The 16,621-nt window shown below is 46.6% G+C and carries 11 protein-coding genes and 7 pseudogenes; 15 read left to right on the forward strand and 3 right to left on the reverse strand.

Annotated features, from left to right (window positions below):
* Positions 1–122: 122 nt before the first annotated feature.
* The 6 genes and pseudogenes from JCM10519_RS08570 to JCM10519_RS08595 form a co-directional block, all read left to right on the forward strand.
* Positions 123–1,006: pseudogene (locus tag JCM10519_RS08570) on the forward strand (metal ABC transporter substrate-binding protein); the annotation flags it as partial.
* Positions 999–1,705, forward strand: a pseudogene (locus tag JCM10519_RS08575) (metal ABC transporter ATP-binding protein). The pseudogenes JCM10519_RS08570 and JCM10519_RS08575, both read left to right, overlap by 8 nt.
* A gap of 2 nt (positions 1,706–1,707) precedes the next feature.
* Positions 1,708–2,495: pseudogene (locus JCM10519_RS08580) on the forward strand (metal ABC transporter permease); the annotation flags it as partial.
* An 87-nt stretch (positions 2,496–2,582) separates the two neighbouring features.
* Positions 2,583–3,939 (forward strand): annotated as a pseudogene (locus JCM10519_RS08585) (TrkH family potassium uptake protein).
* An 18-nt stretch (positions 3,940–3,957) separates the two neighbouring features.
* Positions 3,958–4,610 (forward strand): annotated as a pseudogene (locus JCM10519_RS08590) (TrkA family potassium uptake protein).
* 21 nt (positions 4,611–4,631) lie between these two features.
* On the forward strand, positions 4,632–4,835 hold the full coding sequence (locus tag JCM10519_RS08595) for a hypothetical protein (protein ID WP_054738613.1): 204 nt from the start codon (positions 4,632–4,634) through the stop codon (positions 4,833–4,835).
* 61 nt (positions 4,836–4,896) lie between these two features.
* On the opposite strand, the pseudogene JCM10519_RS08600 reads toward JCM10519_RS08595, so the two are convergent.
* Positions 4,897–5,918: pseudogene (locus tag JCM10519_RS08600) on the reverse strand (PTS sugar transporter subunit IIC).
* Between the two features lie 247 nt (positions 5,919–6,165).
* Here JCM10519_RS08600 and JCM10519_RS08605 point away from each other — a divergent pair.
* The 3 genes from JCM10519_RS08605 (at position 6,166) to JCM10519_RS27985 (ending at position 8,393) form a co-directional block, all read left to right on the forward strand.
* Positions 6,166–7,482, forward strand: a complete 1,317-nt coding sequence (locus JCM10519_RS08605) for a GTP-binding protein (RefSeq protein WP_054738615.1) — start codon at positions 6,166–6,168, stop codon at positions 7,480–7,482.
* Positions 7,483–7,551: 69 nt separating this feature from the next.
* Positions 7,552–8,139: a GTP-binding protein gene (locus JCM10519_RS27980; RefSeq protein ID WP_347843591.1), complete on the forward strand. Its 588-nt coding sequence runs from the start codon at positions 7,552–7,554 to the stop codon at positions 8,137–8,139.
* Positions 8,136–8,393 carry a hypothetical protein gene (locus JCM10519_RS27985; RefSeq protein ID WP_347843592.1) on the forward strand — a complete coding sequence of 86 codons (258 nt, stop codon included), beginning with the start codon at positions 8,136–8,138 and terminating at the stop codon, positions 8,391–8,393. Before JCM10519_RS27980 ends, JCM10519_RS27985 begins: the two co-directional genes overlap by 4 nt.
* Before the next feature lie 291 nt (positions 8,394–8,684).
* On the opposite strand, the gene JCM10519_RS08615 is transcribed toward JCM10519_RS27985, so the two are convergent.
* A complete protein-coding gene (locus JCM10519_RS08615; RefSeq protein ID WP_347843593.1) occupies positions 8,685–9,170 on the reverse strand; it encodes a VOC family protein in 486 nt (161 codons plus the stop codon).
* A gap of 369 nt (positions 9,171–9,539) precedes the next feature.
* Positions 9,540–10,949: a polysaccharide deacetylase family protein gene (locus JCM10519_RS08620; RefSeq protein ID WP_054738620.1), complete on the reverse strand. Its 1,410-nt coding sequence runs from the start codon at positions 10,947–10,949 to the stop codon at positions 9,540–9,542.
* A 188-nt stretch (positions 10,950–11,137) separates the two neighbouring features.
* On the opposite strand from JCM10519_RS08620, the pseudogene JCM10519_RS08625 reads away from it, so the two are divergent.
* The 6 genes and pseudogenes from JCM10519_RS08625 to JCM10519_RS08645 all read left to right on the forward strand — a co-directional run bounded on the left by JCM10519_RS08625 (position 11,138) and on the right by JCM10519_RS08645 (position 16,620).
* Positions 11,138–12,373: pseudogene (locus JCM10519_RS08625) on the forward strand (D-alanyl-D-alanine carboxypeptidase family protein).
* Between the two features lie 207 nt (positions 12,374–12,580).
* Entirely contained in the window at positions 12,581–12,985 is a 405-nt protein-coding gene (locus JCM10519_RS08630; protein WP_054738623.1) for a hypothetical protein, read from the forward strand.
* Positions 12,982–14,097, forward strand: coding sequence for a sensor histidine kinase (locus JCM10519_RS08635; RefSeq protein ID WP_347843594.1), 1,116 nt, complete (start codon positions 12,982–12,984; stop codon positions 14,095–14,097). Before JCM10519_RS08630 ends, JCM10519_RS08635 begins: the two co-directional genes overlap by 4 nt.
* On the forward strand, positions 14,069–14,419 hold the full coding sequence (locus JCM10519_RS27990) for a response regulator (RefSeq protein WP_347843595.1): 351 nt from the start codon (positions 14,069–14,071) through the stop codon (positions 14,417–14,419). Before JCM10519_RS08635 ends, JCM10519_RS27990 begins: the two co-directional genes overlap by 29 nt.
* A complete protein-coding gene (locus tag JCM10519_RS27995; RefSeq protein WP_347843596.1) occupies positions 14,367–14,900 on the forward strand; it encodes an AraC family transcriptional regulator in 534 nt (177 codons plus the stop codon). Before JCM10519_RS27990 ends, JCM10519_RS27995 begins: the two co-directional genes overlap by 53 nt.
* 175 nt (positions 14,901–15,075) lie before the next feature.
* Positions 15,076–16,620, forward strand: coding sequence for an ATP-binding cassette domain-containing protein (locus JCM10519_RS08645; protein ID WP_054738627.1), 1,545 nt, complete (start codon positions 15,076–15,078; stop codon positions 16,618–16,620).
* Position 16,621: the final 1 nt, after the last annotated feature.

Consider the following 16,621-nt stretch of genomic DNA (forward strand, 5'->3'; position numbering starts at 1 on the left):
AGATAGGAGATGAAAAATGAATAAAAACAGCTTAAAAAAAACTCCTGTTTTTATGCCTGGCCATTCCTTTTGCAGCCGTGGCCTTATGGGGCTGCAGCAGAAATGACAGGCCCTCTGATACGGGAGAGCCTAAGCTCAAGGTCGTGACGACCCTGTTTCCATACTATGATTTTACAAGACAAGTAGCCGGTGACAGAGTGGAGCTGACCATGGTAGTTCCGGCAGGAATGGACAGTCACTCTTTTGAGCCAACTCCTGCAGATGTACAGACCATCCGGGAGGCAGATGTTTTAATATGCAACGGGGGAGCCCTGGAGCACTGGCTTTCCCAGGTTCTTAACGCGGTTGATTCCAGTGCCATGACCGTTGTTACGGGAATGGATTATGTGGATACGGTACAGGAAGAACTGGTGGAAGGGATGGAAGAGGAAGAGCACCAGCACCAGGAAGACGGGGATGACCATGGCGGGGACATAGAATATGATGAGCACATCTGGACTTCCCCTGTGAATGCCATGACTCTGGTGGAGGCTATCCGGGATACCCTTACAGAAAAGGATCCTGAAAACCGGAGCTATTATGAAGAGAGAGCAAAGGCGTACCTTGATAAGCTTAAAAAGCTTGACGGAGAGTTTCGCAAGGTGGCAGAGAATAAAAAGCGGGATATGATCATTGTAGGAGATAAATTTCCTTTCCGTTACCTGGCGGACGAATACGGCCTGTCCTACCGGGCAGCGTTTTCCGGATGCAGCACGGATACGGAACCCAGCGCCAGAACCATTGCCTATCTCATTGATAAAATGCGCCTGGAACAGATTCCGGTGATCTATTACCTGGAGCTTTCCAGCCACCGGGTGTCTGAGATCATTGCAGAGGAGACAGGGGCAGAACCCTTTTGCTTCATTCCTGCCACAATGTTTCAAGGCGGGAGTTTGACAGCGGTATTACTTATCTTGATCTTATGGAACAGAATGTGATTAATTTAACAAGAGGATTGGATGAATGAGCCATTAATACAATGCAGTCATGTGGATTTTGGATATGAGAACCAGGATGCTGTGGTGGATGTGACGATGGACGTTAATCCAGGGGAGTATGTCTGCATCGTTGGAGAGAACGGTTCCGGAAAGAGCACTTTGATGAAGGGGCTTTTAGGGCTGTTAAAGCCTACAGACGGCGTTATATCCGTGTCTGATGAACTAAAAAAAAGCGGAATCGGTTATTTGCCTCAGCAGACTGCGGCCCAGAAGGATTTCCCGGCAACGGTTTATGAAGTGGTCTTATCCGGCTGTTTAAGCCGCAGAGGAATCCGGCCCTTTTATTCAGGGAAGGAAAAAAAGGCTTGCGGTTCAAAATATGGAACGGCTGGGGATTAAAGCCCTTGCCGGAAAATGCTACCGGGAACTGTCAGGGGGCCAGCAGCAGAGAACCCTGATTGCAAGCACTCTGCGCCACTGATAAGCTTCTGATCATGGATGAGCCTATTACAGGTCTTGACCCCTCTGCCATAACGGAATTTTATGAAATAATCCGCAAATTGAACCGTGAGGAAGGGGTTGCCATTCTGATGGTGTCCCATGATATTGCCAATGTAGTGAAGCAGGCGGACAAGATCCTTCATTTAAAACGGGAGGTCCTGTTTTACGGACCAACTGAGGACTATTTAAAAAGCAATGCCGGATTTATTGATACAGGAGGTGCGTAAAGATGGGAATAATTGGTGAAATGCTGTCCTATCCGTTTCTGGTAAGGGCCCTGGCAGGAGGAATCCTGGTTTCCTTATGCGCATCCCTTTTAGGCGTCAGCCTGGTGCTGAAACGGTATTCCATGATTGGTGACGGACTGTCTCATGTCTCCTTTGGAGCCCTGTCCTTTGCGGTGGCCTTTGGCTGGTCCCCTTTAAGGATATCCGTGCCCGTGGTGGTGGTGGCCGCATTTTTCCTTCTGCGCATCACAGAGAATGGAAAGATAAAAAGCGATGCAGCCATTGCCATGATATCTGCCGTTGCCCTGGCAGCAGGCATTATCATCACTTCCATGACAACAGGAATGACAACGGATGTGAGCAGCTATATGTTTGGAAGCATACTGGCCATGAGCAAAGAGGATGTCCGTTTAAGCGTGATCCTGTCCTTTCTTGTGCTGGGCCTGTTTTTGATTTGCTATAATAAAATCTTTGCTGTGACCTTTGACGAAAGCTTTGCAAGGGCAACGGGAGTGAGAGTATCCTGGTACAATGTTCTGATTGCGGTTTTAACCGCAGTTACCATTGTTCTTGGAATGAGGATGATGGGAGCCATGCTGATTTCCAGCCTCATTATTTTTCCTTCCCTTACCTCCATGCGCGTGTTTAAAAGCTTCCGGGGAGTGGTTATATGTTCAGGGATTTTGTCGGTCGTGTGTTTTGTGATCGGTATGATGGCCTCCTATCGTTATTCCACCCCGCGGGAGCCAGTGTGGTGATGGTGAATTTGGCGGCATTTCTGGTTTTCTCAGCTGCAGGCTATGGGATAAGAATGAGCCGGGCCGATAAAAAGCGGGCCATGGGACCGCAAGAAAAGAGGAAAGTCAGTGAGATGAACATGGAAGAAAAACAATTAAAACGTGCCAGACGGCACATAAGCCAGACGCAGTTTATTGCTTATGGATTTTTTTGTCTGATCATGACAGGAGCCCTTCTTTTGATGCTTCCGATTTCCAGCAGGGATGGGCAGTCTGAAGACTTTTTTAAGCTGTCTGTTTACCGCTACCAGCGCCTCCTGTGTGACAGGACTGATTGTCAGGGATACCTGGACCCAGTGGTCTTTGTTTGGACAGATGGTGATTATGACGATGATACAGATCGGCGGTCTTGGGTTTGTAACGGTTGGCGTGTTTATTTCCATTGTGCTCAGACGGAAGATCGGATTAAAAGAGAGAGGTCTTTTGCAGGAAAGCGTCAATACCTTGCAGATCGGCGGAGTTGTAAGGCTGGCGAAAGGGATTATAAAAGGAACCTTTCTCTTTGAAGGAACAGGAGCCATCCTTCTGGCCCTCCGCTTTATTCCGAAATACGGGTTCTGGCGGGGGCTGTTTTACGGCATTTTCCACTCCATTTCCGCCTTCTGCAATGCTGGATTTGATTTAATGGGACATCAGGCGCCCTATAGTTCCTTTGTCTCCTATTACGATGACTGGCTGGTGAATCTGGTCATTATGTCTCTGATCATTATAGGCGGTATCGGTTTTATCGTATGGGAAGATCTATATAAGAACAAGCTTCACTTTAAAAAAATACATGCTCCATACCAAAATGGTTTTGGTGAGCACCGGGGTTCTGGTTTTTGGAAGCGGATTCCTTTTCTATCTGCTGGAAAGGAACAATCTTTTGGTGGGAATGAATGCCAGCGGACAGATCCTAACGTCCATGTTCAGTTCTGTAACAGCCAGAACAGCCGGTTTTAATACCACCGATACAGCGTCGCTGACCGATGGAAGCAAGCTGCTTACCATAATCCTCATGTTCATCGGAGGAAGCCCCGGGTCAACGGCAGGAGGAATTAAGACCACGACGATCTTTGTCCTTCTTATGTGCGTACATTCCAATATTAAGCAGACCTATGGGGTCAATATTTTCGGAAGGCGCCTGGAAGAGAACGTCATTAAGCGGGCAGGCGCTATTTTGACCATCAACCTGTTTTTGGCTCTTTCCGCATCTCTTGCCATTATGGCAATTCAGCCTCTGGGATTTTCGGATATCCTGTTTGAAACGGCATCAGCCATCGGAACGGTAGGAATGACCACAGGCATTACCAGGGATCTTTATCCTGTATCACGGGTGATCATCATTATTCTCATGTACAGCGGAAGGATCGGAAGCTTGTCATTTGCCCTGGCATTTGCCAGAGCCAGCGGAAGGCTCATGTGGAACAAGTAGCGGAAACCATCAATGTAGGTTAGAGGAAAAGGAGTGAAATCATGAAATCAATATTAATTATTGGACTCGGCCGGTTTGGCCATCATCTGTGTCTTAATATGGCAAAGCTTGGAAACGATGTCATGATCGTGGACCAGAAAGAAGAGTGCCTGGAAGACCTGCTTCCTTATGTGACCAGCGCAAAAATCGGTGACTGCACCAATGAAACAGTCTTAAAAAGCCTGGGAATAGCTAATTTCGATCTGTGCTTTGTATGCATCGGAACGAACTTCCAAAGCAGTCTGGAAATTACCAGCCTGGTCAAGGAGCTGGGGGCAGGAGAGTCATCAGCAAGGCAAACCGTGACATTCATGCCAAATTCCTGCTGAGAAACGGTGCGGATGAGGTCATTTATCCGGACAGGGACATTGCAGAAAAGCTGGCTGTCCGGTACAGCACGGATCATGTGTTTGACTATATTGAGCTGACACCGGAATATTCCATTTATGAGATTCCTCCTCTTCCGGAATGGGTGCATAAGACCATAAGGGAAATGGATATCAGAAACCGGTATCATATCAGTGTCCTTGGAATCAAGCGGGAAGGCAGGGCTCAGCTCATGCCGCCGGCAGATTATGTGATTCAGGCTCAGGAGCATTTGATGGTCATTGGCAAAAGAGAGCATATTGAGCATATATTAAAGGAACTAAAGTAGGGAAGCAATAGGAGGTTTGTTATGCCTGCATGGTTAGCTTCTAACGGTTCGACGGTTTTAGTAGCCCTTGTCATTTTGGTGCTGGTGTGTATTTCGATCAGGCAATTCATTAAAAATAAGGGAAAAGGCGGCTGCGGTCATTGCGGCGGGTGCTGCAGCCATTGCAGCGGAGGATGCAATCAATGCATCTTTGGAAATGCTGATGAGGAAAAGAAGGAATCATAAAGAGGAAAAGAATGAAGGAGGATGCCCATATGTTTTAGGGCATCCTCCTTCCGGTTTTCCATTATTTCAAATCCAATTTTAAGTCTCCGAATTTAATCCAGCCGATTTTTCTAAGTATTTCACCAAAGAGCAGGGTGAGAAGGGCAGGAAGGAGGAAGCAGACCATCAGGATTCCAAACCACATGAAAGGCCCGCCTTTCATTGCAGTGTAAACGCCGATAGGGCCTACCAGCGCAGGTGCCCATGCCGGAGCCTGCTGGTATGTTTTTTAGCTGGAATACCATGGTTGCTATGGGGCCGGTTATCATGGAAGCCAGGGTGGGGGCGATCCAGATCTTTGGATTTTTCACGATGTTTCCCATTTGCAGCATACTGGTGCCAAGGCCCTGGGCCATAAGGCCGCCTACTCCGTTTTCCCGGAAGGAGAGTACGGCAAAGCCGATCATCTGAGCACAGCAGCCGGCTGTGGCAGCACCTCCTGCCAGTCCGTCAAGGGATAAGGCGATGCAGATGGCAGCGCTGCTGATGGGCAGGGTCAGGGCGATGCCGATGAGGGCGGATACCAGGATTCCCATAAACAATGGCTGTAATTCGGTAGCTGTTTTCACAAGGACGCCAAACCAGTTCATAAAGCCTGCTACGCCTGGTCCTATGGACTGTGCCACGAGGACTCCGGAAATGATGGTCACTCCAGGGGTGACCAGAATGTCCAGCCGGGTTTCCTTTGAAACGATCTTCCCAAGCTCTGCTGCAACCACTGTTGCGGCAAGAGCGCCCACAGGTCCCCCGAGAGCATTGCCGGCAATACCTACGGTTGCTGCGGAAAAAAGGACCAGGCAGGGGCGTGAAGGGCATAGGCAATGGCAACGCCAGGGCCGCTCCGGTGGCGGCTTTTGCGTAGTCCGCAATCACAATAAAAATAGCGAGATTGAATTGCTGGCCCAGAGTACCGAATATGGTTCCGATCAAAAGAGACGCAAAAAGGCCAAATGCCATAGCACCCAATGCATCAATGAGATAGGTCTGGACAGTAATTGTGACGTTTTTCCTCTTCAGGAACTCTTTTACGCCGCATTTTTCCATAATAAAAATCTCCTTTAAATAGTATGGTGCACACATTTGACCTTTGTCAAAGCAGTTGCCATGTATTCTACCATAAAATAACCGGATTGCAAATATTTATGCAGAAATTTGTAAAAATTGATAATTTTTAAACAATATCTGCAGGAAAAACCCATGGGCCGCTGCTTGACTTTGTTTAAGGTTTGTGACACAATAAATAAATGTAATTTCATGTAAAACTCTGGAAAGAAAAGAGGTACCTATTGATATGACGAAAATTGATATTATTTCCGGTTTTCTTGGGGCTGGAAAAACGACTTTTATTAAGAAACTGCTGCAGGAAGCCATTGCCGGAGAGCAGGTTGTCCTGATTGAAAATGAATTTGGTGAGATCGGTATTGACGGAGGTTTTTTAAAGGATGCGGGGATTGAGATCCGGGAAATGAATTCCGGCTGTATCTGCTGTTCCCTGGTAGGTGATTTCGGTAAATCCCTTGAAGAGGTGCTGACAAAATACCATCCGGACCGTGTGATCATTGAACCGTCAGGCGTTGGTAAATTATCCGATGTCATGAAAGCGGTTGTTGATGTGGCTTCTGAGGTGGAAGTGACATTAAACAGTGCGGTCACCATCGTGGATGCGCAGAAATGCAGGATGTACAGAAAGAACTTCGGAGAGTTTTTCAATAACCAGATCGAGAATGCAGGAACAATCGTATTAAGCCGTACCGATATCGCTCCTTCCGACAAGGTGGATCAGGCAGTCCAGATCATCCGGGAGCTGAATCCAAAGGCTTCTGTTGTGACGACTCCATGTGAAGAACTGAGCGGAAAACAGCTTCTGGAAATTATAGAAAAACCGGATACCATGGCAGAGGATTTGATGAAAGAAGTGAGAGAACGCCGCCATCATCATGAGGAGGGCTGTGGCTGCGGTCATGACCACCATCACGATCATGTTGAAGCATGCGGCTGCGGAGGCCACCACCATGACCATGAGGAAGAGGAGTGCGGCTGCGGAGGGCATCATCATGACCATGAGAAAGAAGAGTGCGGCTGCGGAGGCCACCACCATGACCATGAGGAAGAAGAGTGTGGCTGCGGAGGCCATCATCATGACCATGAGGAAAAAGAATGCGGCTGCGGAGGCCACCATCATGACCATGAGAAAGAAGAGTGCGGCTGCGGAGGCCACCACCATGACCATGAGAAAGAAGAGTGCGGCTGCGGAGGGCACCATCATGACCATCACCACGATCATGGAGAGGAATGCGGCTGCGGACATGATCATGACCATCATCATGCGGATGAAGTATTCAGCAGCTGGGGCCTTGAGAATGTAGCTCCTATGAGCAAAGAAGAGCTGGATAAGATTCTTGATGAACTGGCTTATGGAGATGATTTTGGAGATGTACTGCGTGCCAAGGGCATGATTCCAGGTGAGGAAAAGGGCACATGGCTTTACTTTGACTTGGTTCCGGAGCAATACGAGATCCGAAACGGAGCTCCGGAATATACCGGTAAGGTTTGTGTAATCGGAGCGAATTTAAAGGAAGAAGAACTTAAGAAGTCCTTTGGAAGATAAGCAGAATGGAGGGAACCCCTTACAGGGATACCTATATGCCCTGAGAAAAAGGGTAGGAAAGAGGAAACTATGAGCAACACGGATACAATGGAAGACGACTTTATGCCGGTATTCCTTATAAATGGATTTTTGGAGTCTGGAAAGACCCAATTCCTTCAGTTCACCATGGAGCAGGATTATTTTCAGTCTGATGAGAAAACGCTGCTGATTGTTTGCGAAGACGGTGAAACCGAATATGACCAGTCGCTGTTAAAGCGTACCAGGACAGCAGGTGTATTTATAGAGAGCATAGAGGAACTGAATCCGGACAGGCTTTTAGAGCTGGAACTGCTTTATAATCCGGAACGGGTTTTGATCGAGTGGAATGGAATGTGGAATTTAGATGACCTAAAGCTTCCTGATGATTGGAAAATCTACCAGCAGATCACCCTGATCGATATGTCCACCTTTGATTTGTACTCAGCCAATATGAAACCTTTGCTGTATTCCATGGTCCGTAATTCGGAGATGGTCATTTGCAACCGCTGCGACGGAATAGAAGACTTATCCGGTTACCGGCGGACCCTTAAGGCGATGTGCCTAAGGGAGAGATTGTATTTGAAGATTCCGAGGGCGAGATCAATGAGATTTCTGAGGAAGATCTTCCCTATGATATGAGTGCAGAGGTGGTGAGCATTTCGCCGGAAGCTTATGGGATCTGGTATATTGATTGCATGGAAAGACGGGACCGTTATGAAGGAAAGACCGTGGAATTTACTGCTATGGTTCTGAAGACTCCCGATTTCCCGAAAAATTATTTTGTGCCCGGACGAATGGCAATGACCTGCTGCGAGGATGATATGACCTTTTTGGGCTTTGTCACCAAGCCAGGGAAGCCAAGGAACTGGAAACAAAGGAATGGGTTCGTGTAAAGGCAAAAATTGCATATGAATTCTGGAAGGATTATGAAGGAGAAGGGCCTGTATTGTATGCGGAGTCTGTGGTTCCGGCTCAGCCAATTAAGGGATATGTGCAGTTTTAAGAAGTAAAGATTGTTTCCCATGGCATGATTCTGGGATGACAGAAAGCCGCCCTGCTGACAAAAAAAACAGCGGGGCGGCCTTATTGCGTTATGGAGATTAATTTACATATTCCGAGGTTCAGTAAAATGCTGCATATACGGGCAAATTGCTCACGTTGTTCGTAATGGCACCATGAGGCCGCTACACAAACAAGCACCACCTGATTCCATATTTATCAATTAAATCTGTCATCAGTGGACTATATTCGCATGGTGAAAGGGGCATAAGAATTTTAGCATTTGCTTTCAATATTTCATATGCTTTCCTCACCATATCCTCATTTCCTTCTCCGTAATGAAGACAAAACTGCATTGCATTGCCTGTAATTGTTTCCCCGCCTTGAATGGCATATTCTGAATTCCGTTCTGCCACTGCTAAAATTTCTCCCTGAATATCTAACTCAGCATGATAAAATGTCCCGTCACTGTTAGGATAACTGCTTATAAGAGTAGCATCAAAAGCTTTTTGATAAAGAGCCACAGCCTTATCACTTCTTGTAACGTATGCCTGCATCATTGACCTTTTCATAATGGACCTCCTGAATATTATTCCTGTTATATGTCTTATCTGTCTTTTGCAAATGACAGCGAATATAAAATTTACCCATATTTTACAAGGCTCATCCATATAAGAGACTGCATTTTATTTTCAGTATAACAAAGTCCGGCTGTTTTTTCTATCCTTTAGAAGTGATTTTTCCTTTTTCTTCCATCTTGTTGGAGAAAGTTCCCTCCCCTCATTTGGGAGCAGGTATTTATACTGCTGGAAAAGAACTTGACGGCAAAACCACTCCGCCCTTATGGAGGCAAAAACAGAGGTGACAGGCTCGTTAAGGCGAGAAAAGAGGGTGTCGCAAATTGTAAAATTTCAACAAGATATGGACTCTGGCCATTTGGTCAACACCAATATCTTGTATGAAAAAAACAATTTGCGACACCCTCTTCTAAAAGCACCTGCCTGACTGGAGGCGCCGGCTTTATGGTTTTTGTTTTCAGATTACATTGGAGGTACCGGTGTCGGTCTTGCCGGATCAAAAACATCAGGAACATTAAATAAGTCCGTTAAGCTGTTAGGATAATAAAACATCCGGTATCCGTCAAGGTTTCTGCGGGCCTGGCGGAAGTAGTCAGTGCCCATCTGCATCCAGGTCGGCTTGCTGGCGTCTACGTTACAGAAATAACGGAAGCCAAGGGATTTTAAATATGTAAAACGCTCATTATTATCGGTATAAGGAGTCCAGCTTCCAATATCGCTTCCAAAGGGGAAGAGGATAATATCTGTGGGTCCGATCAGGGATTCAACGTTGCGTTCCCATTTGTCACTGTCTGCCTTAAAATGTTCCATGGATATGATTCCCATATTCCGATGGCCCCAGCTGTGGGAGGATAGCTCCCAGCCATGATCCTTTAAGGCCTGAGCTACCTTTGCAGCCTGTTCCCGGTCTGCTTCATAATTGGGATTCGTGGTCTTATAGGATTCATCTGTCCGATATCCCAGGATCCCGTTATAACCGGTAAATGCCAGGATTCCCCGGGCTCCCTTGTAGGAAAAGCCGGGATGGGTTTTTATAAAGTCTTCAAGAATCGGCACCAGATCATAGTCGCCAACAGAAACGCTTCCGTCAGCCATTGTCATCTCGCAGGTGGGATATCCATCCTCTCCGATGACAATGCGGGTGGCAAACCCGTCGCCCTGCATATATTCGTAATAGCACACATCATCCTGTGACAGGACAAAGGCTTTCTTTCCCGGAGGAAGCATGATATCACCATAAACAAATTTTGGATTGCCGTTTTCATCTTTCGTTTCATAAGCCAGGTCATGGATCTTTACAAGAACATACCCTTTGTCATACATAGACTGCATTATTTTAAGAAATTCAGATTTGGTGGTCATCATCTGGTTGTAACCCCCCTGCTTGGAATCCCCGTCAAAGGCTTTTGAAGTGTCTGCGATAAGGGAATGGAAAAAAACATGGGTGACATCCTGAGGATTGAACCGTACCAGGGCCTCCTTGGCGGTATTGTAACCGGCAACTGCAGAAGTCACTTCTTCACTTGTGCTGAAATCGGGGTCAGACTGGAGAAGACTGATCGCCCCGTCATAATCATATTCCAAAGAAAGGGCTTCTGCCTGGGAAAGAAGGGCTTTTAATTTCTCTTCGCTGGATGGTTCGCTTGCAGTGGCCTCTTCCGGGGAAGGATCCAGTGTTCCATCTCCGGAAGGAAGCTCTGCAACTGAAGTATCGGCAGGCAATGCCTTATATTTTAACTTTTTGTTAATCATAATTCCGCATAGAGTCAATACGGTAACGATTAAAATTCCAAGGAGAACGATCAGGATAACCTGTAATGTGTTGTTCCGGCCTCCGCCAGAATTTCGTCCACGAAAATCATGTCTGTTCATAGCTAAACCTCTTAATTCTGTAGTATTGGGGCAGTATTGATAGATTTTAAACATACCCGATACAAGTATAGCATACTTTACCAGAAGATGAAACGAAAAGATGTTAATTATTTTTGGAAAAAATGGCATATGTACGGGAAGCAGTCCCATACAATGATACAAAGGAATTTTAGGGGATCGTGTATCATATGAAGAGAGTTACGGCATTAATATTAAGCTGTCTTCTGCTATTTTTCTGTTTATGCTTTCCGGCAGCAGGGCAAGAGCCGGATGTGGCGGTAGCTCGGACATGATTATCCAGGCAGAAGAGGCGAAAAAGGTGAACGAGTCGGGCGGTCCGGCTTTGCAGTCACCCAGCGCCGTTTTGATGGAAGCGTCAACCGGTCAGATTATCTATGAAAAGAACGCGGATGAAAAAAAGGAGTCCGGCCAGTATCACGAAAATTATGACTTTGATACTTATTTTTGATGCGCTGGATTCCGGCAAAATCAAGCTGACAGATGAAGTGGTGACCAGCGCTCACGCAAAGTCCATGGGAGGCTCTCAGGTTTTCCTGGAAGAAGGAGAAGTACAGACGGTAGAAACCCTGATCAAGTGCATTGTAATCGCTTCCGGGAATGATGCCTCCGTAGCCATGGCGGAATACATAGCAGGAACAGAGGATGAATTTGTCAGGATGATGAATGAACGGGCGGCAGGACTTGGGATGACAAACACTCATTTTGAAGATTGCTGCGGACTTACCGAATCGGGCACCCATGTGACGACGGCCAGGGATATTGCGGTTATGTCAAGGGAATTGATTACCAAATATCCTCAGATTCATAACTATTCCACCATCTGGATGGAGAATATCACCCATGTGACAAAGCAGGGAACAAAGGAATTCGGCCTTTCCAATACCAATAAGCTTTTAAAGATGGCTACGAATTTTACAGTGACCGGTTTAAAGACCGGCTCCACATCAGTGGCAAAGTATTGTCTTTCCGCAACAGCGGAAAAGGAGGGGGTCCGCCTCATTGCTTCGATTATGGCGGCTCCGGATTACAAGGTCAGGTTTGCCGATGCCCAGACCCTTTTAAACTATGGATATGCCAACTGCAAGCTGTATGAGGATAAGGAAATGCTTCCTCTTCCCGATATGGTGGTGGATAACGGAGTAACGGATCAGGTGGCCTTGCAATATGGGGGATCTTTTTCTTATTTAAGCCTTAAGGGAGAAGATTTTTCCACCATTGAAAAGAAGCTGGAACTGGAACCTTCCATCTCTGCACCGGTAGAAGAGGGACAGAAGGCTGGAAATCTTGTTTACACCCTTGGAGGGCAAAAGATAGGAGAAGTTCCCATATTAACTGCCGAGGCAGTCAGGGAAGCCAAATTTACGGATTACTTTAAGCGTCTTTGGAGGGCCTTTAATCTGTAAGATATTCATGGGATAAACAATACCCTGCAAGCGGTACACAAAAAAGAACCTGTGTACCGCTTGCAGGGTATTTTGCCGTATGCTTAAGAGAAAGAGCCGTTGTATCTTGACGTTTTCTCTTCTTTCTGCAAAAATATTGACGGAAGGTCAAGGAAAGGATAAGATTAGTTAGTGCATGGGAGAAAACGAATCAGGGGAGGAAAACAGGTGGGAGATCGATTGCTTGCCCTTTGGTATCAGATGTCCTTGAAGCGGAAGCTGTATGTGATCATCGGAAGTGCGGGGATCATTATGGCAGCTTCCATCTTCATCAATCTGAAAGTGGCATATATTTTTATAAACGATGTGAGCATTATCATGGATGACAACCTGGCCTGTTACAAGTTCCAGGAGTCCATGAAGAATGAGAGCGGATTGTTTGCCCAGCTGCTGGCAAACAATACTGCAGAAAATAAAGCAGCATACCAGTCAGCCTGCCAGGAGACCAGGGGATATTTAAACAGCCTGCCTATGATTATGATAAAATCGGGGAAGAGCGTTATGGGATCACCTGGAACATCATCAATTGTTATGATACCTATGAGAAACAGCGGGAAAAAGTGGTGGAAATGAGTCAGAATGACCCCGGCTATATCAAGGAACTGTATATAACATACAATATGCAGAAATATCTGGATAACTATGGGACACGCCTGACCAAGGTGGTTTTAATGGGCGGAAATGATTACTACGAGATCCAGATTCCTGTGCTTAAGCGCATGCCTTATATTCTGGTTGCCATCAGCATCGCCGCTTTTTTGGTGCTTATGATGCTTTTGCGATTTATTACGGGCAGCATTGTAAAAACAGTGGTGCAGCTGGCCACGGTCTCAGGTAAGATCGAGAAAAACGATTTTTCTTCCCCTGACGTCCACTGGGATGGAAGGGATGAAATCGGGCAGCTGGTGAGCGCATTCAACAAGATGAAGCATGCCACACGGGACTATATTACGGCAACAGAAGAGAAACGGCTGATGGAAGAAAAGCTGTACCGCCAGGAATTGGAAAGGACAGAGCTTGAGAAACGGTTTTCCATGGCCCAGCTTCAGCTGATCAAAAGCCAGTTAAATCCTCACTTTCTCTTTAATACGCTGAACATGATCACCAGGATGGCGCAGATGGAAGAAGCTCCGGTGACAGAGGAAATGCTGGTTGCCATCAGTAACCTTCTTCGTTACAGCCTCCGTACGTCCAGTGCCTTTGAGCCTCTAGAACAGGAGTTAAAGGTGATAAGGGATTACATGTATATCCAAAAGATGCGTTTTGGGGATCGGATTCAATGGAAAATCCACTGCAGCACGGACTTATACAAGGACGAGGTTCCGGTCTTTATGCTGCAGCCTCTGGTGGAAAATGCGGTAATCCACGGCATACAGGAAAAGGAGAGCGGAGGAAGCATTGATATACGGATCGAGAAAAGAGGAGAGCTTTTATGGATATCCGTAGCGGATACTGGAAAGGGAATGGACCCGGAAACCCTTGCCGCTATCAGGGGGGCCGTTGAAACAAAGGGGACCGGGCTCGGAATCGGGCTGGGGAACATATACAGAAGGGTTTCTTATTATTATGAATACGGGAAGGTAACCATTGACAGCGGAGAAAACAGCGGCACAGTGGTACAGATAGAATTTGGCCGGAGAAGGGATATGATGGATCATGTATCGGTTAATGATAGTGGAAGATGAGATGATTGAGCGGATTGTGCTCAAAAAGATGCTTCAGAAGAAATTCGGAGGGGAGTGTCAGGTTCTTGAAGCGCAGAACGGAAATGAGGCTGTGGAGATTTTTAAAAGGGAGGATGTTCAGGTGGTGATCCTGGATATCGGGATGCCGGGAATGAATGGAATCCAGACTGCGGAGATTATGAGGAAGGAAAAGAAGGATTGCTGCCTTATTTTTCTGACAGCCTATGACCGTTTTGATTATGCAAAAAAAGGCGATTTCCATCAGGGCTATGGAATATCTGCTGAAGCCTTATTCCCAGAAAGAGGTTTTAAATGTGGTTGAAGAAGCCCTGCGGCTTGCCGGTGAGCGGGAGGAGAAGCAGGGAGGAATAAAAATACATAAGGAGGAGGAATGTGCCGAAGCGCCGGCTGAAGAGGAAAATGTCCATCAGGTCCAGGACGATGAGCCTGATTTTAACGGAAGCCGTTTGTCTGTGCTGACATCCATGGTGGAGGAATACATCCGGTCCAATTATATGAATGATATCTCCATGAGTGAAACAGCCCGGGCCGTAGGATATTCAGAGCCTTATTTTTGCAGGATGTTCAAGCTGCAGTTTGGACAGAGCTTTACTTCCTATCTGGCGGAATACAGGGTCGGGGAAGCCAAAAAGCTTCTGGTCCAGCCCAATGTAAACGTGAAAGAAGTAGGGGCCAGGGTAGGATATATGGATTCTAATTATTTTACAAAGGTTTTCAAGCGCCTGGAAGGGGTGAATCCCTCAGAGTACAGAATGGCAAGACTGAAAGACCTTCAAAGTTAAACGGATTGTAAAAATACCTGTCACCATAGAGTGGCAGGTATTTTTATGTCCATTTAGCTGAAAAGGCAAAATTCTACTATGGATGATAAAAAGTTACGATAGAATCTGCCAGGACCTGCCGGTATAATGAGTTCAAACACAGAAAGTGTATACAAAGCAGAGAGGAGGATGGGGCATGGAACAGGAACTGTTTCGAATGGAAGGGATAAGTAAAAGCTTCCCCGGAGTCAAGGCTCTCGATAAGGTAAATCTGTCGGTTAACAAGGGGGAGGTCTTAGGGCTTGTCGGTGAAAACGGAGCCGGTAAATCCACCCTGATGAAGATCTTATCCGGTGTGCACCGGGCAGATGAAGGAGAAATATTCATTGAAGGAAATAAGGTGGTCATAGATTCCGTTGCAAAGGCTCATGAGCTTGGTGTGTGCATCATCATGCAGGAGCTTAATATGTGCGGTCATCTCAGCGTGGCAGACAATATCTTCATTGGCAGGGCACATAAAAAGGGAATTTTCATCGATGACAGCAAGATGCATGAGGAGGCTAAAAAGATCCTTGATGATCTGGGCATTGAACTAAATACCTATGCCCATGTAGGGAGCTTAAGCATTGCCCAGCAGCAGATGGTGGAAATTGCAAAAGCGATCAGCTTTCATTCGAAGATACTGGTTCTTGATGAACCGACGGCAACCCTTACGGAAAAGGAAATCGAGCAGCTGTTCGGGATCATCCGCCGTTTAAAGGAAAAGGGAGTGGGCATGGTGTATATTTCCCACCGAATGGCGGAGCTTAATCAGATCTGTGAACGGGTTACGATCATCAGGGATGGCCAGTACATAGGCACCAGGAATCTTAATGAGATCACCATGGATGAGCTGGTGAACATGATCGTGGGCCGTTCTTTGGAGGATAAGTATCCTAAATATAAGCGTAACATCGGAGAAATAGTTCTTGAGGCCAGAAATGTCCGCAGAGGCACAAAAGTGAATGCGGATTATTTTTATGTGAGAAAGGGAGAAATCCTTGGAATATCCGGACTGGTGGGAGCGGGAAGAACAGAGCTTATGCGCTGCATCTTCGGTGCGGATCAGGCGGATTCCATGGAACTGACTCTGGAAGGAAAACCCATCAAGGTAAACTCCGTGATCCAGGCCATTAAGCATGGGATCGGATATGCAACGGAGGACCGGAAGCGGGATGGTCTGGCTCTTGGCCTTGATATCAAATATAACACGAACATGGCCCATCTCCCAAACCTCACCCGTTATGGATTTATCAATGACAGGGAAGGCCTTAAGAATGCGGAAAAATATGTGGAGCTTCTGCACACGAAAACCCCAAGCGTGCATCAGCTTTGCGGGAATCTTTCCGGAGGCAATCAGCAAAAGGTAGTTTTGTCCAAATGGCTGTGCAATGATGTAAAGGTGCTGATCGTTGACGAGCCGACCAGAGGAATCGATGTAGGAGCCAAGTATGAGGTGTATGAGCTGTTTAACAAGCTGAGCGCCCAGGGAGTGTCCATTATCATGATTTCCTCGGAGCTGCCGGAGATCCTTGGCATGAGCGACAGGATTCTGGTCATCCATCAGGGAGAAATCAACGGGGAATTGGATGCAAAGACCGCTACTCAGGAAGATATCCTGTATCTTGCGGCAGGTTATAACAAACTAGAAGGAAAACCGGCGCCAGTGCTGTCAGGCGGCGGAAATAGAAAGGGAGAGTAAG

The organism is Clostridium sp. NkU-1 (genome assembly GCA_001312405.1).

What these genes read in the sequence shown, in the direction of transcription:
- JCM10519_RS27990 (WP_347843595.1), top strand. Translation starts at nt 14,069, where the DNA reads ATGTATCGGTTAATGATAGTGGAAGATGAGATGATTGAGCGGATTGTG.
- JCM10519_RS08645 (WP_054738627.1), top strand. Translation starts at nt 15,076, where the DNA reads ATGGAACAGGAACTGTTTCGAATGGAAGGGATAAGTAAAAGCTTCCCC.
- JCM10519_RS27980 (WP_347843591.1), top strand. Translation starts at nt 7,552, where the DNA reads ATGAGCAACACGGATACAATGGAAGACGACTTTATGCCGGTATTCCTT.
- JCM10519_RS08635 (WP_347843594.1), top strand. Translation starts at nt 12,982, where the DNA reads ATGAGTCAGAATGACCCCGGCTATATCAAGGAACTGTATATAACATAC.
- JCM10519_RS08595 (WP_054738613.1), top strand. Translation starts at nt 4,632, where the DNA reads ATGCCTGCATGGTTAGCTTCTAACGGTTCGACGGTTTTAGTAGCCCTT.
- JCM10519_RS27995 (WP_347843596.1), top strand. Translation starts at nt 14,367, where the DNA reads ATGGAATATCTGCTGAAGCCTTATTCCCAGAAAGAGGTTTTAAATGTG.
- JCM10519_RS08620 (WP_054738620.1), bottom strand. Translation starts at nt 10,949, where the DNA reads ATGAACAGACATGATTTTCGTGGACGAAATTCTGGCGGAGGCCGGAAC.
- JCM10519_RS08605 (WP_054738615.1), top strand. Translation starts at nt 6,166, where the DNA reads ATGACGAAAATTGATATTATTTCCGGTTTTCTTGGGGCTGGAAAAACG.
- JCM10519_RS08615 (WP_347843593.1), bottom strand. Translation starts at nt 9,170, where the DNA reads ATGGATGAGCCTTGTAAAATATGGGTAAATTTTATATTCGCTGTCATT.
- JCM10519_RS27985 (WP_347843592.1), top strand. Translation starts at nt 8,136, where the DNA reads ATGAGTGCAGAGGTGGTGAGCATTTCGCCGGAAGCTTATGGGATCTGG.